Source organism: Nonomuraea basaltis, from assembly GCF_005893125.1.
Taxonomy (GTDB): domain Bacteria; phylum Actinomycetota; class Actinomycetes; order Streptosporangiales; family Streptosporangiaceae; genus Nonomuraea; species Nonomuraea basaltis.
Genome location: NZ_VCJS01000085.1, coordinates 1 through 20,575, shown reverse-complemented (window position 1 = coordinate 20,575; position 20,575 = coordinate 1). Strand labels below are relative to the sequence as shown.

At 69.3% G+C, this 20,575-nt stretch carries 21 protein-coding genes; 10 read left to right on the top strand and 11 right to left on the bottom strand.

What is annotated here, in order from left to right; translation table 11 throughout:
• Positions 1–101: 101 nt before the first annotated feature.
• Positions 102–308 carry a hypothetical protein gene (locus EJK15_RS33655; protein ID WP_138714522.1) on the bottom strand — a complete coding sequence of 69 codons (207 nt, stop codon included), beginning with the start codon at positions 306–308 and terminating at the stop codon, positions 102–104.
• A 105-nt stretch (positions 309–413) separates the two neighbouring features.
• Between EJK15_RS33655 and EJK15_RS33650 the strand changes: the two genes are divergently transcribed.
• From EJK15_RS33650 to EJK15_RS33640, 3 genes are all read left to right on the top strand, one after another.
• Positions 414–1,610 carry a cytochrome P450 gene (locus tag EJK15_RS33650; RefSeq protein ID WP_138714521.1) on the top strand — a complete coding sequence of 399 codons (1,197 nt, stop codon included), beginning with the start codon at positions 414–416 and terminating at the stop codon, positions 1,608–1,610.
• Between the two features lie 101 nt (positions 1,611–1,711).
• The gene (locus EJK15_RS33645) at positions 1,712–5,089 is read left to right on the top strand and encodes an ATP-binding protein (protein ID WP_138714520.1); all 3,378 of its coding nucleotides are present in this window, start codon (positions 1,712–1,714) and stop codon (positions 5,087–5,089) included.
• Between the two features lie 334 nt (positions 5,090–5,423).
• Positions 5,424–6,113, top strand: a complete 690-nt coding sequence (locus tag EJK15_RS33640; RefSeq protein ID WP_138714519.1) for a tetratricopeptide repeat protein — start codon at positions 5,424–5,426, stop codon at positions 6,111–6,113.
• A 172-nt stretch (positions 6,114–6,285) separates the two neighbouring features.
• Here EJK15_RS33640 and EJK15_RS33635 read toward each other — a convergent pair whose 3' ends face one another.
• Complete coding sequence (locus EJK15_RS33635; RefSeq protein WP_138714518.1) at positions 6,286–7,281, bottom strand: sigma-70 family RNA polymerase sigma factor; 996 nt, start codon at positions 7,279–7,281, stop codon at positions 6,286–6,288.
• Between the two features lie 145 nt (positions 7,282–7,426).
• Between EJK15_RS33635 and EJK15_RS33630 the strand changes: the two genes are divergently transcribed.
• Positions 7,427–8,158 carry an SDR family NAD(P)-dependent oxidoreductase gene (locus EJK15_RS33630; protein ID WP_138714517.1) on the top strand — a complete coding sequence of 244 codons (732 nt, stop codon included), beginning with the start codon at positions 7,427–7,429 and terminating at the stop codon, positions 8,156–8,158.
• A 29-nt stretch (positions 8,159–8,187) separates the two neighbouring features.
• Complete coding sequence (locus tag EJK15_RS33625) at positions 8,188–8,646, top strand: SRPBCC family protein (protein WP_138714516.1); 459 nt, start codon at positions 8,188–8,190, stop codon at positions 8,644–8,646.
• A 158-nt stretch (positions 8,647–8,804) separates the two neighbouring features.
• On the opposite strand, the gene EJK15_RS33620 is transcribed toward EJK15_RS33625, so the two are convergent.
• Genes EJK15_RS33620 through EJK15_RS33610 form a run of 3 tightly spaced genes read right to left on the bottom strand, consistent with a single transcriptional unit; the run spans position 8,805 to position 11,189 of the window.
• Positions 8,805–9,647: an ABC transporter permease gene (locus EJK15_RS33620; RefSeq protein WP_138714515.1), complete on the bottom strand. Its 843-nt coding sequence runs from the start codon at positions 9,645–9,647 to the stop codon at positions 8,805–8,807.
• A complete protein-coding gene (locus EJK15_RS33615) occupies positions 9,644–10,612 on the bottom strand; it encodes an ATP-binding cassette domain-containing protein (protein ID WP_138714514.1) in 969 nt (322 codons plus the stop codon). The genes EJK15_RS33620 and EJK15_RS33615 overlap by 4 nt, the downstream gene beginning before the upstream one ends.
• A gap of 10 nt (positions 10,613–10,622) precedes the next feature.
• Positions 10,623–11,189, bottom strand: a complete 567-nt coding sequence (locus tag EJK15_RS33610; RefSeq protein WP_138714513.1) for an NADPH-dependent FMN reductase — start codon at positions 11,187–11,189, stop codon at positions 10,623–10,625.
• 378 nt (positions 11,190–11,567) lie between these two features.
• Here EJK15_RS33610 and EJK15_RS33605 point away from each other — a divergent pair, with 378 nt between their 5' ends.
• The gene (locus EJK15_RS33605; protein ID WP_138714512.1) at positions 11,568–12,074 is read left to right on the top strand and encodes a hypothetical protein; all 507 of its coding nucleotides are present in this window, start codon (positions 11,568–11,570) and stop codon (positions 12,072–12,074) included.
• A 208-nt stretch (positions 12,075–12,282) separates the two neighbouring features.
• Here EJK15_RS33605 and EJK15_RS33600 read toward each other — a convergent pair whose 3' ends face one another.
• From EJK15_RS33600 to EJK15_RS33595, 3 genes are all read right to left on the bottom strand, one after another.
• Entirely contained in the window at positions 12,283–13,425 is a 1,143-nt protein-coding gene (locus EJK15_RS33600) for a methyltransferase domain-containing protein (RefSeq protein WP_138714511.1), read from the bottom strand.
• The gene (locus EJK15_RS76505) at positions 13,425–13,559 is read right to left on the bottom strand and encodes a hypothetical protein (protein ID WP_276615449.1); all 135 of its coding nucleotides are present in this window, start codon (positions 13,557–13,559) and stop codon (positions 13,425–13,427) included. The genes EJK15_RS33600 and EJK15_RS76505 overlap by 1 nt, the downstream gene beginning before the upstream one ends.
• Before the next feature lie 383 nt (positions 13,560–13,942).
• Positions 13,943–14,218 carry a hypothetical protein gene (locus tag EJK15_RS33595; protein WP_138714510.1) on the bottom strand — a complete coding sequence of 92 codons (276 nt, stop codon included), beginning with the start codon at positions 14,216–14,218 and terminating at the stop codon, positions 13,943–13,945.
• 230 nt (positions 14,219–14,448) lie between these two features.
• Between EJK15_RS33595 and EJK15_RS33590 the strand changes: the two genes are divergently transcribed.
• Positions 14,449–15,240: a helix-turn-helix domain-containing protein gene (locus EJK15_RS33590; protein ID WP_206061247.1), complete on the top strand. Its 792-nt coding sequence runs from the start codon at positions 14,449–14,451 to the stop codon at positions 15,238–15,240.
• Here EJK15_RS33590 and EJK15_RS33585 read toward each other — a convergent pair.
• Positions 15,212–15,943 (bottom strand): HAD family hydrolase, encoded by a 732-nt coding sequence (locus EJK15_RS33585; RefSeq protein ID WP_138714509.1) that lies wholly within the window; start codon positions 15,941–15,943, stop codon positions 15,212–15,214. The two genes, EJK15_RS33590 and EJK15_RS33585, sit on opposite strands and share 29 nt — an antisense overlap.
• 103 nt (positions 15,944–16,046) lie before the next feature.
• Between EJK15_RS33585 and EJK15_RS33580 the strand changes: the two genes are divergently transcribed.
• The 3 genes from EJK15_RS33580 (at position 16,047) to EJK15_RS33570 (ending at position 18,541) form a co-directional block, all read left to right on the top strand.
• Positions 16,047–16,214, top strand: coding sequence for a hypothetical protein (locus tag EJK15_RS33580; protein WP_206061246.1), 168 nt, complete (start codon positions 16,047–16,049; stop codon positions 16,212–16,214).
• A gap of 29 nt (positions 16,215–16,243) precedes the next feature.
• The gene (locus tag EJK15_RS33575) at positions 16,244–17,023 is read left to right on the top strand and encodes an SAM-dependent methyltransferase (RefSeq protein WP_138714508.1); all 780 of its coding nucleotides are present in this window, start codon (positions 16,244–16,246) and stop codon (positions 17,021–17,023) included.
• Positions 17,024–17,131: 108 nt separating this feature from the next.
• The gene (locus EJK15_RS33570) at positions 17,132–18,541 is read left to right on the top strand and encodes a PLL family lectin (protein ID WP_138714507.1); all 1,410 of its coding nucleotides are present in this window, start codon (positions 17,132–17,134) and stop codon (positions 18,539–18,541) included.
• Between the two features lie 43 nt (positions 18,542–18,584).
• On the opposite strand, the gene EJK15_RS33565 is transcribed toward EJK15_RS33570, so the two are convergent.
• Together EJK15_RS33565 and EJK15_RS33560 are read right to left on the bottom strand one after the other, a co-directional pair.
• Positions 18,585–19,901, bottom strand: coding sequence for a hypothetical protein (locus tag EJK15_RS33565; RefSeq protein ID WP_138714506.1), 1,317 nt, complete (start codon positions 19,899–19,901; stop codon positions 18,585–18,587).
• Positions 19,902–20,062: 161 nt separating this feature from the next.
• Positions 20,063–20,575, bottom strand: a 513-nt coding sequence (locus tag EJK15_RS33560; protein WP_138714505.1) for an HNH endonuclease family protein, incomplete at its 5' end; no start/stop codon positions are given.

Genomic DNA, 20,575 nt, shown 5'->3' with positions numbered 1-20,575 from the left:
ATGAATGCCCGATGGGCTTCAATCGTCTCGGCGGGGCAGACAGCCTCTGGCGACGTCAGATATTGAAACTGTCTGAATACCTTGTCTGGTGTCGGTGGGGATCAGGGCTTTCCAGGTTCTCCGGTATCGATGGACTCGATCACTGCGTGGCGCAGTTGGTTGAGGAAGTCCGTGAGGTCCTTGGCGACGGGTTCAAAGTCGATCTTGGGCGCCGCAACCGGGGTCTTCACGCCCGTCGTGGCTTCGATCCGGCTTTCGGTGCGTGGCCGCGCACCAGGCGCAGGGCGCTGAACCCGCGCCAAGCCCATCCGTCAATGATTCCCAATCCGTATCTGATTGAAGATCGCACTAGAGTGGACACCCCTGGATTGTTACGGTTTACCCGACCAACGACGATCTTCTAGGGGATCCCTATGACCGAGTCCTCGGTGATGCCGCTGCACATGCGGCGGGTGGAGTTCGACCCGGCTCCCGAGCTGGCGGCGGCACGAGACGAGGAGGGGGTCAAGCGGATCAAGACCGTGTTCGGGATGGACGCCTGGCTCGTGACCCGCTACGCGGACGTACGCGAGGTGCTGGGCGACTCCGAACGGTTCAAGATCGCACCGCAGACGCTGGCGCGGCTTCCCGGGGCGCCGGAGATGACCCCGGAGCAGCTGGCCAAGTTCAACGCGGGCAACCTGCTCGGCGTGGACCCGCCGGAGCACACGCGGCTGCGTCGCATGCTGACGCCGGAGTTCACGATCCGGCGGATGCGCCGGCTGGAGCCGCGGATCAAGCGCATCATCGACGACCACCTGGACGCGATGGAGGCCGCCGGGTCCCCGGCCGACCTGGTGTCGGCGTTCGCGCTGCCGATCCCGTCGCTGGTGATCTGCGAGCTGCTCGGCGTCCCGTACGAGGAGCGCGAGGGCTTCCAGCACCGCTCCAGCAGGATGCTGGACATGACGGTGCCGGGCGAGGAGCGGCTGATGCTGCAGTTCGAGGCCCGCGTGTACATGGAGGGCCTGGTCAGGCGCATCCAGGCGGACCCGGGCGAGGACCTGCTGGGCATGCTGGTCCGCGAGCACGGCGACGACCTGACCACCGACGAGCTCATCGGCATCGGCAGCCTGCTGCTGTTCGCCGGGCACGAGACCACCTCCAACATGTTGGCCCTGGGCACGCTCGCCCTGCTGCGCCATCCCGACCAGCTCGACCTCCTGCGGAAGGAGCCCGAGCGGATCGACGGCGCGGTGGAGGAGCTGCTGCGCTGGCTCAGCATCGTCAACTCCGGCACGACCAAGGTCGCCATGACGGAGGCCGAGCTCGGTGGCAAGACCATCGCGCCGGGAGATCTGCTGATCTGCGCCCTGCCCGCCGCCAACCGCGACCCGGCGCTGCTGGCCGACGCGGACCGGTTCGACCTGGTACGCGGCGCGCCCGGGCACGTCGCGTTCGGTCACGGCGTACACCACTGCCTGGGCGCCCCGCTCGCCCGCATGGAGCTGCGGATCGGCTTCCCCGCGCTGCTCCAGCGCTTCCCGGGACTGCGCCTGACGGAGAACGCGGCGCAGTTCCGCACGTTCAGCATCGTGTACGGACTGAGCACGCTGGAGGTGGCCTGGTAACGCCCGCCCGGACCTGCCCCTGCCGCGTATGGAACCGCCGCGGAGACAGTCGCCGCGGAGAGAGGAAATTTGTCGGCCGGGGCGGATAACGTGCAAGCGTCATGCCTATCGACGTCGCGGCGCACGAGCTCATCGGCAGGGAGCACCCGGCCGCGCTGCTGCGTGCCGAGATCGCGCGGGTGATCGGCAGCCACGGCGGCCTGGTGCTGATCACCGGCGAGGCGGGCATCGGCAAGACCACGCTGGTCACCAGCGCGGCCCGGGATGCCAGGCGGCAGGGCGCCCTGGTGGTGGGCGGCGCATGCTGGGACTCCGACAGCGCCCCTGGCTACTGGCCGTGGACACAGGTCATCCGCGCGCTGCGGCGCAGCGCCGAGCCCGAGGAGTGGGCGGCGGCCGAGGAGGCGGCGGGCGGCAGCCTGGCCACCCTCCTCGGCGAGGCCCGGAGCGGCCCGCCACAACCCGGCGACGCGCAAAGCAGACCGTCTCCGTTCGCGCCCGGCGACGTGCAGGGCGGGCCCCCGGACGGCGACGGCCAGAGCGCCCAGGCCCTTGACGCCTTCCGGCTGTACGACGCCGTCACGTCCGCCCTGGTCTCCCTCTCGCAACGCCGTCCCGCCGTGATCGTCATCGACGACCTGCACGCGGCCGACCCGGCCTCGCTGCGGCTGCTGGAGTTCGCGGCCCAGCAGACCTGGTTCGAGCGGCTGCTGTTCATCGGCACCTACCGCGACGCCGAGGTCGAGCCGGTCGACCACCCGCTGCGCGACCTGCTGTCGCCGCTCGTCGCCAAGGCCACCACCATCTCGCTCACCGGGCTCGACCAGGCGGGTGTCGCGGCGCTCATGACCCGCACCGCCGGCCACGAGCCGCCGGCCGACCTGGTCGCCGAGGTCCACCTCCGTACGGGTGGCAACCCGTTCTTCGTCGAGCAGACCGCCCGGCTCTGGCGCAGCGGCGGCTCGGCCAGCGCCATCGCGCCCGGCGTACGCGACGCGCTGCTGCGCCGCCTGTCCCTGCTGCCGAAGCAGGTGTCCGAGCTGCTGCCCGCCGCGGCCGTGCTCGGGCGCGAGTTCCACCGGCAGGTGCTGGCCGCCACCATCGCGGCCCCGGTCGCGCACGTGGACCGGCTGCTGGAGCTGGCCGTGGTCGCCAGGCTCGTGGTGACCAAGGGCGGCGGCGTGTTCGCCTTCGCGCACGACCTCGTACGCGAGACCCTCTACGACTCCCTGGACGATCCACGCGACCGGCACGCCGCAGTGGTCGCCGCCCTGGACCGCTCGCCGGATCTCGCGGGCAAGGTGCTGCCGAGCGACCTGGCCAGGCACGCATACCTCGCGGGCGACCGCGTCGACCCGGACCGGGCGACCGACCTCCTTCTCGCCGCGGCCCGCGACGCGCGCCGCCGGATGGCCGGCGAGGAGCACCTCGGCCACCTGCGCCGGGCGTACGAACTGAGTGCCTCCGCCGATCCGCGCACCCACGCGATCGTCGCCCTCGACCTGGGCAGGGAGCTGCACCACATCGGCGAGCGCGACGAGACGCTGCGGGTCTTCGAGACGGCCACGGCCATCGCCCGCGACCTCGACGACCCTGAGCTGCCCGCCCGCGTCGCCCTCACCCTGCACTCCCACTACGGCCAGGCCAAGGCGCTGGATCTGCTGAAGGAGGCCCACGCGAGGCTGGTGGGCGGCTCGGTGCCGGACGAGCGGCTCGCGCTCGACCTGGTCGTCCACCTCGCCCGGCTGGCCAGGCAGGGAGGTGACGACGACGCGCTGGCGTTCAGTCTGTGGGCGCACCACGGCATCATCTGGGGGCCGGGCACGGCCGGGGAGCGGGTGGCGCTGACGGGCGAGCTGATCACCCTGGCGCGGCGCACCTCCGACCCCGAGCTGGAGCACTTCGCCAGGGCGCTGCGCTGGGTGGCCCTGATCGAGCAGGGCGATCCCCGCTACCTCGACCAGTTCCAGGATTACGCCGCCAAGGGCCGGCGCAGCGAGCAGCCACACCTCTCCATGACCACGTCGATCGACGCGAGCATCCTCTCGGCTCTCGCCGGGCGCTTCGCCGAGGCCGAGTCACTGCTCTCGGGGATCCAGCTGGACGGCCCGCACGAGCACATGGCGTTCATGCTGAAGCACCATCGCTGGGCGATGTTGTGGCTGCAGGGCCGGGCAGAGGAGCAGGAGGCGGTGCTCGACGAGCTCAGGGGCACCGGCCACCCGTGCGCCGGGCTGCTGGAGGCGCTGACGGCGCTCCAGGCCGGCGACCTCGACGTCGCGCTGCGCCGCCAGGCCGACGGGGAGCCGCGTGACCGCATGTCCCAGCCGCTGTGGCTGCGTTTCCAGGCCGAGCTGGCGGCTGCCACCCAGGACCCGGAACTCTGCGCCACGGCGCGGGCCGCGTTGTCACCCCTTCGCGGGCAGTGGGCGGTGTCGCTGCTCGGCTGGGACATCAGCGGCCCGTACGACCTGTGGCTGGCCATGGTGGACGCGGCGGAGGGCCGCTTGGAGCAGGCCGTGGCCGGCTTCACCACCGCCTACCGCTCGGCCGACCAGATGGGGGCCCGGCCGTGGTCCGTCCTGGCCCGCGCCCACCTGGCCGACACCCTGCTCACCCGCGCCGGGCCCGGCGACGTGGAGGCGGCGGAGGAACTCCTCGACGGCGTCCGCCGAGAGGCGGCCGAGCTGGGCATGCGGCACGTCCTGGAATCCGCACTGGAATCCGCACTGGAGTCCGTACGGCCGGTGCGGGCCGAGCCGGTCGCGTCACCGCCGGAGGGCACGCGTCACTGGCTGAATACCTCTGACCATGCCGACGTGCTGGGATCGCGCGGAAGCGCCCGGCCGACCGGCACGCCGGCGCGGCAACCGGACCAGCGGACCGAGAACGCGTCCGGCAAAAGCCGGGACATCGCTGCCGGCTGGAGGGCGAGCGGAGAGTTCAGGCGGGAGGGCGCGGTCTGGTCGCTGGTGTTCGCGGACCGGGCCGTCCACATGCCCGACGCCAAAGGGCTGCGCGACCTGCACACCCTGCTCAGCCTTCCCGGCACGGACGTGCCCGCCGTACGCCTGCTCGACCCGGAGGGCGGCGAGATCGTCGTGGCGGCCCGCCGGATGGGCGGCGACGAGGTGCTCGACGAGGAGGCGAAGACCCGTTACCGACACCGCCTGACCCAGCTCGACGAGGAGATCGACCGGGCCGCGGAGCTGGGCGACGACGGGCGGGCGGCCGAGTTCGACCGGGAGCGAGCCGCGCTGCTGGAGGAGCTGCGGGCCGCGGCCGGGCTCGGCGGCCGCACCCGCCGCCTGGGCGACGAGGCGGAGCGCGCCCGCAAGACCGTCACGGCCAGGATCCGCGACGTGCTGCGCAAACTCGACCGCACCCACCCCGAACTGGCCGCCCACCTTCGCGCCGCGGTCTCGACCGGCTCCACCTGCCGCTACCAACCTGACGACGAAATCACCTGGCACCTCTGAGCGGCTCTTCGAAGCCTGCTGGGAGGCCATTGAACATCCGCCGGGATTTCCCCCGAGTGCTGATCACTCTGGGCACGTCCGCTACCCCGCCGAAACCCTTCAAGGCCGGACCCGGACGCCCCAGGGGCCGCACCAGCACCCCAGCTCCACGCCACCCAGCGATCAAGAAGGCAGCTTGATGTTCTGTGACAACGGACCTTAAGTTCGTGCCATCGAAGTTTGGGCGGCTCTGAAGGCCGTCCGCCTGCGGACGTCTTGTCGAGAGTACCGGCAGTACGGTGTCGTAGACGGCGTAACGGGGGCAGCGCTGACCACGGAGGACGAGGTGAGCAGGATGGGCGTGGAGGGACATATCGAGCAGGCCAGACTGTCATATGAGCGTGCTGTCTTCGTCGGCGATGTCGGTGAGCTGGAGGAAGCGGAGCGGGGGCTGGACAAGATCGAGGCTGATCTTGCGTTGGCTCGGGGTCGGATTTTGCACGCGCGGTTTCTGGATGAGCGGCGCGAGGATCCGCGTGAGCTAGCGCTGTTCGAGCGTGCGAGGCAGTTGTATCGGATGCTCGGTGATGCAACGGGCGAAGCTGAGTCGTTGTTCTGGGTAGGCTGCTTTCACCAGGTTGTGCGGGGTGACGTTGATACAGCCGTTCCCCGCCTTGAGCAGTCATACGACTTGGCGACGCGGGCGGGAGACCGGCGTACTCAGTCGGAGGCGCTTCGGCATCTGGGGATTGCGGAGCATTTCGCAGGTCAGTTGGATGCCGCTCGAGAGCATTTGGAGGAATCGGTACGGCTGCGCCGGGAAATCGGGCTGTTGGCTGGTGTTGCGGCCAATCAGGTAGGGCTGATCTACATCGCCGCCGCGCAAAGCCGGTGTGACGACGCGCTGGCACTGGCGGAGGAGGCGTATGCCACCGCTGAGGCATGCGGAGCCCAACGCATCATGCGGCAAGTCGAGGAAGCGCGTATCCAGATCACGGCGACGGACGCCGATCAGAGCGACGCCCAGGGTCAGAGGGCACCCTGAGCCGCACAAACTTCGATGACACAAGCTCAACGTTCGTTGTCACCGGACACTTGATCACCTTAAAACGCAAGACCGCCAGATCTGCGCGATTCGAACGAGCGATCGGGCTGAGGGGGCGAGCGCTTCGAGCAGCCGAACGCACTCACATGCCGATGAGCGGTGCTCGTGCGAGCTAGTCGAGTGTTCGGGGCAGGCCGAAGTACGGCGCGAGCGTTGTCTCGAAATGCGTGATCTCGCAGATCCGGTCGCCGGCGAAGCCGACCACGAGGACCCCCGTGACGTGCAGGCCGCCGGTCACCGGGTCGCGGACGTACTCGCCCCACGCGGGCTGGCCATTCGCCCGGACCGGCACCATCCGGGCGATCCCCCGCCGGTGCGCGTCGATCGCGGTGAAGAACCGGTGCACGGCCTCGGTACCGCGGTACTCGAACGGCAGCGGCGGCATCCGCACCCACGCGTCATCGGTCATCAACGCGATGAGCGCATCTATGTTGTGCTCGGTGAATGCCGCGACGAAGCGGTCGACCAGCGCTCGCTCCTCCGGCCCGCCGGCAGGGGGCGGCGGCCGGTCGGGCGAGCGGGCCGCGTCCATCGTCGCCCGGGCGCGCTTGAGGGCACCGGCGACGGCGTCCTCGGTCAGCCCGAGCAGGTCGGCGGCCTCACTTGCCCGGTATCCGAGCACGTCACGCAGCAGCAACACCGCGCGCTGGTTCGGCGGCAGCAGTTGAACGGCGGTCACGAACGCCAGCGAGATCGCCTCGCGGGACTCGTACCGGGCCTCGGGCCCCGGCGCCTGATCGGGCAGGCCGTCGAGCAGGAGATCGGGATACGGCTGCAGCCACAGCACCTCACCCAGCCGGGAGGGCTCCGGCGGCGGAACCGAGAGCGGCGCCGCGGCCACCGGTCGGCGCGCGGACGTCCGCAGCACGTTGAGGCATCGGTTGGTGACGATGCGGTACAGCCACGTGCGGATGGACGATCGCCCCTCGAACCCGCCCAGGCCGACCCATGCCGAGAGCAACGCATCCTGCAGCGCGTCCTCGGCGTCCTGCAACGATCCGAGCATGCGGTAGCAGTGCACCTGCAGCTCGCCGCGGTGCGGCTCGACCAGCGCCGCGAACGCATCACGGTCGCCGGCCTGCGCCCGCTGGAACAGTTCGGCCGACATGGGTCACCTCCGTCGTCATCGTCCGCTTGATACTGACACCGCCGCCCGCTGGAACTGGTCGCTACGGGCCCGCCCCATTTCCGGCGGCCGCCGTGTCTGTCTCTGTGCAAGCCCCCACCGTCAGAGCTGAACGGAGAAACCCACCATGTCGACGCCAGAGAACACCATCGCGGACAGGACTGTCCTGGTGACCGGCGCCAATCGAGGCATCGGACGCGCGCTGGTCGACGAGGCCCTGCGCAGAGGTGCCAAGCGGGTCTACGCCGGGACGCGGCAGCCCTTGGCCCACCCCGACGGACGCGTCACGACGCTGATGCTGGACGTGACCGACGGCGCGCAGATCCAGGTCGCCGCGGAGAGCGTCGACGCGCTCGACGTCCTGGTCAACAACGCCGGCCTGGCGGTCTACGACGACCTCGCTGATCGCGCGGTGCTCGAGCAGCACCTGGCGGTCAACCTCTTCGGCACGCACGCCATCACCCAGGCGTTCCTGCCCCAGTTGACCCGGTCGCGCGGCGCGGTCGTCAACGTGCTGTCGGTCGCGGCCCTCGCGTCCCTGCCCGTGATCCCCGCGTACTCGATCTCCAAGGCCGCGGCGTTCTCGCTCACCCAATCCCTGCGCGCGCTGCTCGCTCCGCGGGGTGTCCGGGTGCACGCCGTCCTGGCCGGCCCCGTGGACACCGAGATGTCCCGCGACCTCGACGTGCCCAAGGCTGCTGCGGCGTCGGTCGCACAGGCGATCTTCGACGGCGTGGCCCGCGGTGAGGAGGAGATCTTCCCTGACCCCATGTCGGCGTCCCTGGCGTCGAGCTGGCCCACCGGCGCGGTCAAAGCGCTCGAGCGCGGGAACGCCGCGCTGCTCGGGGCTGCGCGCTGACCACGACGGCACACAGGACTGGAGACGTCATGAATGACAACAGCCTCACCATCGCCTTCACAGTGGACCGCACCCCGGACCAAGCCTTCGCCGCCATCACCAACGTCCGTGGCTGGTGGTCGGGTGAGATCGACGGGCTGACCGACGAGCTCGGGGCCGAGTTCACGTACCGCTACCAAGATCTTCACCGCAGTACGCAGCGGATCACGGAGCTGATCCCGGGCAGGCGCGTCGCCTGGCACATCGTGGACGGCCACCTGAGCTTCGTCGACGACACGACGGAGTGGACGGGCACCGACATCACGTTCGACATCGTGCCGACGGGCGACGGGACGGAGGTCCGCTTCACCCACGTGGGCCTCGCCCCCGACTACGAGTGCTTCGAGCGCTGCTCGAGCGCGTGGGGTTTCTACATCGCGACCAGCCTGCGCAGCCTCATCAACGACGGCTCGGGTCAGCCCAACCCCAAGGAGGAAGACGCATCGTGAGCGACCGCACTCGGCCGTGACGTACGAGTCCCCGACGCCGCAGACCGGCGCGGAAGGCCATGAACGCCTTCTTCGCGCCGGTCGCGGACGTGTCGAGTGCCTGGTCGTGCCTCACGATGATCGTTGAGCGCCTTTTCGCAGGTGGCTGAGGGTTGTCGCTACTTCCGGTTGTACAGCCGCATCGTCAGCGTGCCGAACACCGCGATGAGGACTCCCGCGGACACCAGCACCCACGTGATCTCCCCGGCGTCCGGAGCGCCACCCATCATCGACCGCACCGCGCTCACCAGATGGCTGATCGGGTTCGCGTTCACGAACACCTGCAGCCACCCCGGCATGGTGGACGGATCGACATAGACGTTGCTCAGGAAGGTCAGCGGCATCAGCACCAGCATGCTGATCCCCATCACCGACTTCTCGCTGCGCATCAGCAGCCCGAACATGGTCCACAACCAGGAGAACGCGAACGAGAACGCCAGCAGCAGCAGGATCCCGCCGACCGCCCCGGGAAGGCCGCCCTGCGGACGGAAGCCCAGGACCAGGCCGACGACCAGGATGACGGTCGAGGCCATCGCGTACCGCAGGAGGTCGCCCAGCAGGTAGCCGACCATGGTCGACGGACGCCAGATCGGCAGCGTGCGGAAGCGGTCGAAGACGCCCTTCTCGATGTCCTTGTTGACCTCCACACCGGTGTACATCGTGATCATCACGACGCTCGTCACCATGATGCCCGGCAGCAGGAACTGCAGGTACTCGGTCGGCGACCCGGCCAGCGCGCCGCCGAACAGGTACGTGAACATCAGCGTCATCATCAGCGGGAACGCGGTCACGTCGAAGAGCTGCTCGGGCACGTGCTTGATCTTCAACATCGCCCGCCAGCCGAACGTGAGCGACGCCGACCAGGCGCTCGGCCGCGGCGGTCTCGCCCCCGGCGCCAGGACCGTGCCGAGGACCTCGGCCTCGGGTGCGTACGTGGTGCCGCTCTCGGTTGTCGTGCTCATGCTGCCGCCTCCTCGGTGGCGCGGTGGTCGGTGAGGGCCAGGAAGACCTCGTCCAGGCTGGGCTGGCCGAGAGAGAAGTCGTCGACGACGATGCCGGCCTCGGCCAGCCGCCCGAGGGCGCGCGAGGCCTGCTGCGCCTCGTTGCCGCCGCCGGTGATGCGTGCGGTCAGGGCCACCGGGTCCGCCTCAAGGTAGACGGGCGCGTCCAGCGTCTCGGCGAGCAGGCGCTCGGCGTCGGGGCGGGTGGCCGGGTCGCGCAGCCGTACGTGGACCGAGCCCGAGCCGACGGAGGACTTCAGCTCGCCGGGAGTGCCCTCGGCGATGACCTTGCCGTGGTCGATGACCGCGATGCGGCTCGCGAGCCGGTCGGCCTCCTCCAGGTACTGCGTGGTGAGCAGCACCGTGGTGCCGTGCGCCACGACGATGCGGACGATGTCCCAGACGCTGTTGCGGCTGCGCGGGTCGAGCCCGGTGGTCGGCTCGTCGAGGAAGAGCAGGTCGGGCGTGTTGAGGATGCTGGCCGCGATGTCGATCCGCCGCCGCATGCCGCCCGAGTACGTCTTGACCTGCCGCCCCGCGGCCTCCGTCAGCCCGAACGCCTCCAGCAGTTGCGCCGCCCGCTCCCTGGCGACGGGCTTGCGGTGGCCGAGCAGGCGGCCGAGCAGGATCAGGTTCTCCGCGCCGGTCATCTCCTCGTCCACGGAGGCGTACTGGCCGGTCAGGCTCACCCGGCTGCGTACCGCGTCCGCCTCGCGCACCACGTCGTGCCCGAACACGGTCGCCTGGCCGCCGTCGGGCCGCAGCAGTGTGGCCAGCATCCGCACCGCGGTCGTCTTGCCCGCGCCGTTGGGCCCGAGCACGCCGTACACGGCGCCGGCCGGCACCTTGAGGTCGAGGCCGTCGACGGCTCTGGTCGTGCCGAAGGTTTTGACCAGTCCTGAGGTTTCTATCGCTAGATCGCGCATGGTGTTCCCTTCATGAGGCGTACGGCTGGGCGTGGCGGGCGTCCCGCAACGCCCGGCCCCACCAGGTGAGCTGGTCGAGCATGACGGCGATGGCGCGCAGGCGGTCGTCGGTGTCGCAGGGCCGCCCGCACCCCTCGACGCCCTCGCCGAGCAGGTCGAGCCCTACCCAGTCGCGCATGGTCACCGCGTGCAGGGCGCAGAAGACCGTACGGAGCTGCTCGACCGCGTAGAGGCCGGCGGAGCCCGAGCCGTAGGACACGAAACCGACCGGCTTGGCCTGCCACTCGTCATAGGCGAAGTCGATCGCCTGCTTGAGCGAGGCGGGGAAGCTGCGGTTGTACTCGGGGGTGACCACGACGAACGCCTCCGCGCCGCCGATCGCCGCGGCGAAGTCGCGCATGTCCAGCGTGGTCTCCTGCGGGTAGCAGGCGGGGAAGGCGTATTCGGCCAGGTCGAGCACCTCGACCGCGAGGTCGTCGCGGCGGCGGGCCCGCTCGGCGAACCAGTGCCCGACCGTGTCGCAGACGCGGCCGACCCGGGTGCTGCCGATGATCACTGCCACTCGCAACGGGTTCATGGTCCGTCCCTCCCTTCTGCGCCGTCATCCGGTAGGCGCTAGGAGGGCCGCTAGATCGGATCTAGCGGGCGGTCATCGGCCTGGCCCGCGTTCTCGCCGCTCGCCGCGGCGCTCGTGGCCCTCGGCGGCGGCGCGGTCAGGCGTCGGGACCTGATCGTGTGAAGGTGCATCCGATGAAAGGGTGAGAATCGCCTTAGAGAAATTGTGTGTCGCAGGTCACCAACCCGAGGTCATGGCCCCTGCCTGCGCTAATCCAATTCAAAAGAACGTGACAGATTGCTCTTAGATTCGATCAGCAGAGTGTTCGGCGTGGGGATGACCTTCGGGGCTGAATTCAGATGTTCGGCCAGGTCCCTCCCGGATTGGATTCGAGACCAAATGCGTTTCTCCAAGCCCCTCACCGTGACCCTCGTCAGCGCGGCCCTGCTCGCCCTGCCCTTCTCTGGCGCGGCGCTCGCCGACACCCGCACGCCGGCGCCGACGATGACGATCACGCCCCAGGAACCGACGATGACCATCACGACCGCGCAGCCGCCGCACTCGGACCGCGACAAGACCCAGGACCGGCGGAACAAGAAGAACTCCCTCGCGGTGTCGGTCAGCCCCGGCCGCGTGCGCGCCGGCGATTCCTACACCGTGACGATCAACGCCAAGGGTGTCTCCTCGGGCACCGCCACCGTGACGAGCCCCGAGGGCAAGACCTACCGCGTCGCGCTCTCCGGCGGCCAGGCCACCAAGACCCTGGCCCTGCCCGCCAAGACCAAGCCCGGTAGCAAGACCGTGAGCGTCAAGGTCGGCAACAAGGTCGCCACCGCCTCCTTCACCGTGGTCGGCGGCAAGCAGCAGCAGCGCGACGACCACGGCCGCGGCCACGACGGCAAGTAAGGGTCGTCTGGCGAACCAGAGGCAGGCGCGCGCCGTCGCGGCCGCCGACGCCACCAAAGTCACCCCGCCGAGCCCAGCTTCCCGGCCCTCTCCCCGTGGCTGGGTTCGGCGGGGTTCAACCTATGCACCACCCTGCGCCGCGGGCAGGCAGGCCGCAGCGCCGCGGTGCGGTGGGGAGTTCTCCTCGGCTGAACGGCGCGGCGCGTTTCTACCCGCCGATCAGATGATCGGGAGTGTCCAGCCACACATGCTGACCTTCCGGGGTCACTGTCATTCCGAACCGGTCGCGTCCGGGCTCGCCCCAGCCCACCCACCGGAAGTAGGCCTCGGTCACCTCCTCCCACAGGGGACGATCGCCCATCTGGTAGACGGTGTGGTCGGGGTTACCGCGTTGGTGGATGCCCACTGCCCATTGGCTGGGGTCGGCAGGGTTGAGCACGTACGTCAGGAACCGGGTCTCTTCGCGGCTGATATGCGCGTACAGACCGGTGATGGCCGCCATCGCCAGGTCTGCGCCGGGCGGTGCGAGCCCGATGGTGCGCGGATGCACCCGGGTGGGATGGCGCCGGCCACCGCCGTCGTCGGGGGCGTACGGGGCGGGTCGCTGGGAGCGCATCATCATGTAGGAGGCGTAACCAGGGAAGCGGCCGATCGCAGTACCATCCGGCAGGGTCACCAACCGCAGCGCGTGGTCGTCGCCGAAGCCGGGGCAGTACGGAGCGACGACCACTCCTCCCGGGCGGCACTGCTCGATCCACGTGTAGGGGACGGTCCGGATGCCGCAGGTGATGTGGACGCGGTCGTACGGTGCCCGCTGGGGACAGCCGTCCGCGCCGTCGCCGACGATCACGTGCGGCCGCACGCCGGCCGCGGCGAGGTTCTTCGCGGCCTGCTCGGCCACGATCTTGTCTATTTCGATCGACGTCACGCTGCCGTGTGGTCCGGCCAGGTGGGCGAGCAGCGCGGCGGTCCACCCCGTGCCCGTGCCCACCTCCAGCACCTGATCGTCCGGCTCGGGGTCGAGGAGTTGCAGGAAGTACGCGACCGTACTGGGTGCGGACGAGGAGGACGTATATGCCCCCACGCGGGTCCTGATGTCCGTGTCGCCGTCGTCGAGTTGGGTGACGATCGGGGTTCGGGAGTAGACCGTGTCCCACCAGGTATCAGGGTCGGTCTCCCGATCAATGATGAACGCTTGATCGGGATCGCCGGGGGTGGCCAGCGCCACGTCGGGGATGAACTGGTGGCGAGGCACCGCGCGGATGGCCTCGGCGACGAAGCCCTGGATGTCGTCGAAGCCACTGATGTACTCGACCAGGCGTTCGATGCGCTGGGTGGTGGCCTTGTCCACTACTTCTTGCCGTCCTTGCCCTTGCCGTCCGCGTGCTTACCGCCCGACTCCTTGTAACCGTCGGGCGTGGCCTTGCTGGGGTCGACCTTGAACGGCTCGTCCTTGGGGCTCTTGGGGTCCTCATGCTTGCCCACGCCAGGGTTCTCCTTCGCCTAGATGAACGCTCGTCGTGACCGTATGACTACACAATCGATCGGGCAAGGCAGGATGGCTTGCCGTGAGTTGGTGGGCGGCAGACGCGTGCAACGGCGACGCCGGGAGCACTCCGGTATCTGACGACTCTTTCTTGCGGCTGCGTCGCCATGGCGTCATACCGCGCCTGGGAATCTCCTTGATGGAGACGTCCGTTCTTGGCGGCGAGTTTCCTGCGCCAGGTGCTCGAAAAGCTCAGCCAGGGTGGCGCCACAACGTACGTTGGAGAGCCTGCTGTGGTCAGGCACCAGGACGATGCGGAACGCGATATAACCTCCCCCAGCGCCCTCCACGATCTCCCAACCCGGAAATCTCCTAGTCGTCGTCATTGCGCCCGCCATCCGCGTACGACGCTGTGCAGGTAGATCGCCGCCTCCTCATGCGCGCCGACCGAAAACTTGGCCTCCTCTGTACGGCCCGCTGGACGCACGAGGTACGCGCGGTCGTCCCCATCGCCGACGATCTCCACTCGCCCTCCCAATTTGCCGTCCCGCCCGCGGACCTCCAACGCAGCGGGCAGGTAGCGGATGTAGCCGGGAACCCCAAAACTCATGTTCAGGTGGATCACCTTGATCACGATGGCGGAGACGTTCAGGGACATAAGCGCGCGATGGAGTATGACCAGGAGAATCATGTTTTGGTCTATTTGGTCCACTGGTGTGGTGTCGCTCGATGTTGTCACTCGTACGTTCCCTTACGCGTTACTTCGAGGACGAGAAATACATGAGAGCAGTTCAACTCAGCGCCAGTGACATCGGAACCGCGCGACGGGGACTTTACGGGGCGTTACTGCAGTGATAAAAACGCCCTCTAACGTCCCTGGAGGCTCCCATGGCCAACGATCGTCTTCGCACCACCTTGGTTGCCAGTGGCTACACAGAGGCCGGCCTAGCCTCGGAGCTGGGCCTGGATCCCAAGAGCGTGCAGCGGTGGGTAACCCGCAACATCACGCCACGCCGCACGACCGCATATGCGGCGGCCAAACTCCTCGGAGTGGCCGCCAGTTGGCTGTGGCCAAAGTTGAACGCGGATAGGCGGAACGCCTCTCAATCGGAAATCGTTACGTTGTACCCGCACCGATCAGACACCCCGAACCATCTGTGGCTCGATCTGCTCATCAACGCACACGACGAAATCTGGCTGTTCGCCAATGCCAATCTGTTCTTGCCGGAAGAGAATCCAGAGTCGATTGATATTCTCGCGCGCAAAGCCGCACAGGGTGCAACAGTACGGATCATGATGGGGGATCCGGATAGCCCTGAGATGGCGCTACGAGGCGTTGAGGAACGACTGTATGACGCTATCCCCGGCCGCATCCGAATGGCACTGACCTACTACGCGCCGCTGGTCGGAATCGCTGGCGTGGCGTTCCGCCTGCACCGTACATCCCTCTACAATTCAATCTTCCGGTATGACGACCAGATGCTGGTCAACCAGCACATCTACGGCACGTACGGCTACCTGGCGCCCACCTTGCATCTCCGCCGTCTTGAAGGCGCCGACTTCTTCGACACCTACGTCCACAGCTTCGAGCGGGTCTGGGAAGCCTCCTACCCCATTGAGGATTCCAACTTCTGGCAGCAACGCCAGGCCTCTACCGGGACAGGCCTGTCAGTTTCATGACCGCGGCGACCAGTGCCGGGGTGTCAGTCAGATCGGAGAACACGACGTCCGCACCTGCCTCCGACAGCTCGGCCATGCTGTCGGATCCCGTCGCCACGCCGATGACCGCGGCACCGCCGTCCACCCCGGCCTGGACATCACGTGGCGTGTCGCCGATCAAGACAGTGGAGGAACGGCCGAAGGACTGCCCGTATTTGCGACTGGCGCGCTGCTGGGCGACCGCGACCAGGCCGGCGCGTACCGCGCCGTCCGACCCGTACCCGCCGAGCTCGAAATCCAGACGCTCATGTAGGCCGAACACCGACACCTTCACTACTGCATTGGGCTGGATATTGCCGGTGAGCACGGACTGGACGATGCCGGGCACCTCGGCGAGCGCGACGATCGCGTCCAACGCTCCTGGTAGTGCGTATCCGCGCTCGCTCAGTCGCGCCCGGTTGAGGGTCATCGCGCTTTTCAACGCGTCGTTCAGCCTCGTCAACTGGTCAGGGGACGGCTCGATGCCGTGCCGCCGCAGCAGGTTGAGCATGATCTGCGGGTCTGTACGGCCACCGGTCTCCGCCCGGTGCTCGGCAGGCCGCCCGGTCAGCAGTTCAAAGGCCCGAGCGTAGATCTCCTTGCTCACCCCGCCGTTCTCGATCAACGTGTGATCGACATCCCAGAGCACCAGTCCCGCCACCACCGTCACCGCCCATGCGCCCATGCGGACCGTTTTCCCAGGCTAGTGGTCTGCCGAGGGCCGTGAGTTGGTTCTTTGAGTAGTGCTCCGTCAAGTGCGGCCTCGGCCGAGGGCTCCCTGGACCGACATGAGCGGCTTCTCCTGGCAGGACGCCCGCTTCGCCGAATACCGCAACTCCGGCCCGGGCGCAGCCGGCACCGCCGACCGGCCGCAGTTCACCGACGCGCAGGCGGCCGAGTACACCGTCGAGCGGTATCTGGGGAGGTGGCGGCCCTTCGCGGAGCGGCGTCCGTAAAAACAGCTCGACGGCTCTACGATCACTTCGTGTCCATCGACCCCAACACGCCAAATCTCGCCCGCATGTACGACTACATGCTCGGCGGCAAGGACAACCTCGCCGTGGACCGCGACGCCGTCGACCGGCTCGTCGCGCACATCCCCGCGACCGTGCCGACGGCCAGGGCCAACCGCGCCTTCCTGCGGCGCGCGGTGCGGCACCTGGCCGCGGCCGGTGTCCGGCAGTTCCTGGATCTGGGCAGTGGCCTGCCCACCCAGGGCAACGTGCACGAGATCGTCCGTGAGGTGTCGCCCGGCGCCGGAGTGGTGTACGTCGACCACGACCCGGTCGTCGCCGCGCACGCCAGGACGCTGCTGGCGGAGGCCGGTCGGGTCGCGTTCGTCCAGGCCGACCTGCTGCGCCCGGCCGAGCTGCTGGCCGGCCCCGAGGTCACCGGCCTGCTCGACCTTGCCGAGCCCGTCGGCGTGCTGCTGGTGTCGATGCTCCACTTCATTCAGGACGCCGACGACCCGCAAGGCGTCGTGAAGATCCTGCGGGACGCGCTGGCGCCGGGCAGCTACCTGGTGCTCACCCACGCGGTGGCAACGCGGAGCCGGGAGGCGGAGAAGGGCCCCAAGAAGGTCTACCGAGGCTCCGCCACGGGGCGCACCCAGGAGGAGATCCGGGCGTTCTTCGGCGACTTCGAGCTGGTCGAGCCGGGGCTCGTGGCGGTCACGGACTGGCGGCCCGACGATCATCTGCTCGTCGGCGAGGCGCCCCTGCCCGGCTACCTGCTGGCGGGCGCCGCCAGGAAACCACCCGGGTAGGACCTTTACCCTGCCCAACCCCCAACCCGTACGTAATCGACCCAACACGCATAGTTACTATGTGGCTGGTTCGTGCATGTAAGCAGCGCAAATTCCAGGGGGCTGGAAATGACCGACGAGACCAGAGCCGACAGGACAGAGACCGCCGAGAGGGGCACGGAGGCCGAGGAGCCGCTCCTGCACGTGGAGGACGACCCGGTGGCCGCCGCGGCGGTCGACCTGGCCGTCGAGGCCGAGCTGCTGGAGGACGACGATCTCGCCGACCGTGCGGCCGCCGAGGCGGAATGGCTGGCGGCCAAGCGGGAGAGCAAGCGCCAGATCGCCGAGCTGGACTCCAAGGATCAGGAGCGCGTACGCCGGCTGCAGGGCGAGCTGCGTGCGCTGGGCGCCGACGTCTGGCCGGTCGCCAGGTGGTGGGGGTTCGAGATCAACCTGAACGAGACCGCCGCGGTGCGGGCCGCCGAGATCTCGGCGCTGATCAGTGAGACCGCCGGCGCCGTGCTCGGCTCCTGGCTCGCGCCGATCGTCGAGTGGTCGGCGAAGAACAGGCCCCGCTGGATCGCCTCGGCCGCCCGCCCGTACGGCGTCAGGCTGGTCTCACCCTGGACCGCGCCCGCCACGCTCGTCCCGGTCCGCGTGGCCGGCACGCCGGTCGCCGACGCCCGGCTGTGGTGGGCGGTCTACGAGCCCGGCGAGGGCTGGAGCGAGGACCAGCGATTCGTCGACCACTTCACCGCGTCCGGCCCGGCCGTCGCCGAGTACCGGGACCGGCTGTTCGTCGCCCACCGCGGCGCCGGCGGCGACTCGAGTCTGTGGTGGACGGTCTACGACGCGGAGCAGGGCTGGAGCGAGGACGAGCGGTTCCCCGAGCACTTCAGCGCGAGCGCCCCGGCGCTGGCGGCGTTCGACGGGCAGCTCTATTGCGTGCACCGGGGGAGCGGGGACGACAGCCTGTGGTGGACCCGGTGGGACGGGGACACATGGAGCGCGGACGCCAAGCTGCCCAGGCACTTCAGCGCGAGCGCTCCGGCGCTGGCGGCGTTCGACGGACAGCTCTATTGCGTGCACCGGGGCAGCGCCGATGACAGCCTGTGGTGGACCCGATGGGACGGCGCCAATTGGAGTCCCGACCAGCGCTTCCCCGGCCACTCCAGCCGGTCCAACCCGGCGCTGGCGGTGTTCAGGGGCCACCTCTACTGCGTGCACCGCGGCTCGGGCGCGGACACGTCCCTGTGGTGGACCCGCTGGGACGGCTCCGGCTGGACCGCCGACCAGCGGCTGCCCGGCCACTTCGCGGCCGAGGGCCCGGCCCTGACCGTGTACAAGGACCGGCTCCGCTGCGTGCACCGCGGCGCGTCGGACCAGAGCCTGTGGTGGACCTCCTTCGACGGCTCCAGCTGGAGCACCGACGAGAGGCTGCCCGCCCACTACAGCGCCGAGGCTCCGGCCGCCATCGCCTACCGCGACAAGAACGCCAGCCGCGACCAGCTCCTGGTCGTGCACCGGGGTAGCCGCTGAGGCACCGGGTGCCGGGCCACGAGCCCGGCACCCGGCCACCCGGTCACCAGCCCGCGAGCCGGCCGACGAACCATTCCACGAGGGCCTTGGAGACACCGCCGTGCGGGTGGTTGCCGGTGTCGCAGCAGAACGCGTCCAGTGACGTCTCGTCCTTGGGCAGCTCGCGCAGGTCGGCGTACAGGTCGGACTCCCACTGGAGCGGGTCCCTGGCCAGCGCGATCGCGCTGACCGACGGGACGAAGCAGCTGCGCCGGAACCGGTCCTGGATCGGCAGCCCCATCGCGTCGGCGACCCGGCCGAACGCGTCCAGGGTGCCGCCCGGCGCCCCGTCGAACGGGGCCACGTACGAGGTCGCGCTCGTCCACACCGGCTCGCCGAAGCCGATCGCGCCGACGTTCCGCAGCTCGCCGAGGTTCGGCTGGATCCTGGCGACGAGCTGCAGGGGCCCCTGGCCCAGGTCGAGGACCGGCGTGCCGGGCGGCAGGTCGGGTCCCCGGCCGTCGCCGGTGCCGTTGGCCATGCCCAGCTTGTACGGGCGCCTCGGGAACCAGCCGATCCTGCGCAGGTCGTCGAGGAAGTCCTCGCGCAGCGGGCTGGAGGTGGTCAGGTGGCCCGAGTAGCTCGCGTTCTCCACCCAGCCCCACAGGAGCTGCTGCGCCGCGGGGCTGCGGATCAGCTCCGCCTGCCCGGCCCCGTCGTGGAGCGACTCGTGGAGGTGGGCCAGCTGCTGGAGCACGAGCGGGATCCAGGCGCCGAGGTGCGGGGTGTCGTAGGAGAAGTACGTGTCGGTCTGGTGGTCGACGCGCTCGGTCTCCATGCGGGCCAGCGCGTACCGGGTGACCAGGCCGCCCACGCTGACCCCGCCGACGGCCAGCGGGCTGTCGCCCTGCCGCTCCGCGAGCGTCCGCCTGACGCAGACCACCGCCACGGCGGCATTGGCCTGAACGTACGTCTGCCGCTGGTCGAACCCCAGCAGCACCACGTCGATGCCCATGCCCCGCAGCTGGTCGAGGAGACCCGGGACGCCCGTCTCGTACGGGGCGTTGAAGTGCCGCCACAATGCGTCCAGGTCGCTCGGCCCGTAGCCGAATCCGTCGGCGAAGATCAGCGGCCGGGTCAGCGTGGAGTGCTCGTCCGCCAGGTAGACGTTGGCCCGGCCGGTCGCGATGTGTCCCAGATGCGGCTTGTCGCCCACCAGCTCCCACACGAAGTCGGGCCTGGCGGCCCTGCCCTCGCGGACCGGCGGCGTGGTGAACCACACCCCCGGGTCGCCGAACGCGCCCGCGACCTGCCGCACCTGCTCAGGGGTCAGGCTGCCCTCGATGTTGATCTCGACGTCGATCCTCGGTTCCTGTGCCATGGTCGTTTCCCCTCCCTATTCGATCACTCAGAGTAATCGAGCAGGTCGGAGGGGTGGCGACGGCGCGCGTCACTCGTGAGAGGACTCCTGCCGTTGCCGGGCGACTGACTACCCGAGCGGTGGAGGAACAGACGCCGCCCTCCGACCTCGTTGAGACGGGGTCAGCAAGTGGAGAGCATGCCGCCGAGCGCGGACTTCTCCGTGCTGTCGACGCTCAGGCCCCAGTACCACTTCACCTGGATCCAGGCGCGGGCGTAGCGGCAGCGCTCGGCGGTGCGCGGCGGCTGCCACTCGGCCGGGTCCTGGTCGCTCTTGGACTGGTTGACGTTGTCGGTCACGGCCCACAGCTGCGGGCCGCCCAGGTCGTTGGCGAACTGCTGGCGGCGCGCGGTCGTCCACGACCACGCGCCCGAGGCCCACGCCTCGGCGAGGGCGACCATGTGGTCGATGTCGACGTCGGAGGCGGCGGTCCAGGTGGCGCCGTCGTACGGGCTGTACCAGGAGCCGGAGACGGCCGCGCAGGAGGAGTTCGTCACCACGTTGGTGCCGTCGCGCTTGAGCACCTGCTCGCGGGTGTTGCAGGCACCGCTGATGGTGATCCAGTGCGGGAACAGGTCGCGGTCGTAGGTGCTGCCGTGGGATTCGGCGGCCACGGTGAGGGTGGCGACTGTCTC

Excerpts from the sequence above, each read along its gene's own strand:
- EJK15_RS33610 (WP_138714513.1), bottom strand. The coding sequence starts at position 11,189 with ATGAACCCGTTGCGAGTGGCAGTGATCATCGGCAGCACCCGGGTCGGC.
- EJK15_RS33645 (WP_138714520.1), top strand. The coding sequence starts at position 1,712 with ATGCCTATCGACGTCGCGGCGCACGAGCTCATCGGCAGGGAGCACCCG.
- EJK15_RS33590 (WP_206061247.1), top strand. The coding sequence starts at position 14,449 with ATGGCCAACGATCGTCTTCGCACCACCTTGGTTGCCAGTGGCTACACA.
- EJK15_RS33640 (WP_138714519.1), top strand. The coding sequence starts at position 5,424 with ATGGGCGTGGAGGGACATATCGAGCAGGCCAGACTGTCATATGAGCGT.
- EJK15_RS33635 (WP_138714518.1), bottom strand. The coding sequence starts at position 7,281 with ATGTCGGCCGAACTGTTCCAGCGGGCGCAGGCCGGCGACCGTGATGCG.
- EJK15_RS33605 (WP_138714512.1), top strand. The coding sequence starts at position 11,568 with ATGCGTTTCTCCAAGCCCCTCACCGTGACCCTCGTCAGCGCGGCCCTG.
- EJK15_RS33565 (WP_138714506.1), bottom strand. The coding sequence starts at position 19,901 with ATGGCACAGGAACCGAGGATCGACGTCGAGATCAACATCGAGGGCAGC.
- EJK15_RS33630 (WP_138714517.1), top strand. The coding sequence starts at position 7,427 with ATGTCGACGCCAGAGAACACCATCGCGGACAGGACTGTCCTGGTGACC.
- EJK15_RS33650 (WP_138714521.1), top strand. The coding sequence starts at position 414 with ATGACCGAGTCCTCGGTGATGCCGCTGCACATGCGGCGGGTGGAGTTC.
- EJK15_RS33615 (WP_138714514.1), bottom strand. The coding sequence starts at position 10,612 with ATGCGCGATCTAGCGATAGAAACCTCAGGACTGGTCAAAACCTTCGGC.
- EJK15_RS33620 (WP_138714515.1), bottom strand. The coding sequence starts at position 9,647 with ATGAGCACGACAACCGAGAGCGGCACCACGTACGCACCCGAGGCCGAG.
- EJK15_RS33585 (WP_138714509.1), bottom strand. The coding sequence starts at position 15,943 with ATGGGCGCATGGGCGGTGACGGTGGTGGCGGGACTGGTGCTCTGGGAT.
- EJK15_RS33655 (WP_138714522.1), bottom strand. The coding sequence starts at position 308 with ATGGGCTTGGCGCGGGTTCAGCGCCCTGCGCCTGGTGCGCGGCCACGC.
- EJK15_RS33570 (WP_138714507.1), top strand. The coding sequence starts at position 17,132 with ATGACCGACGAGACCAGAGCCGACAGGACAGAGACCGCCGAGAGGGGC.
- EJK15_RS33625 (WP_138714516.1), top strand. The coding sequence starts at position 8,188 with ATGAATGACAACAGCCTCACCATCGCCTTCACAGTGGACCGCACCCCG.
- EJK15_RS33580 (WP_206061246.1), top strand. The coding sequence starts at position 16,047 with ATGAGCGGCTTCTCCTGGCAGGACGCCCGCTTCGCCGAATACCGCAAC.
- EJK15_RS33595 (WP_138714510.1), bottom strand. The coding sequence starts at position 14,218 with ATGTCCCTGAACGTCTCCGCCATCGTGATCAAGGTGATCCACCTGAAC.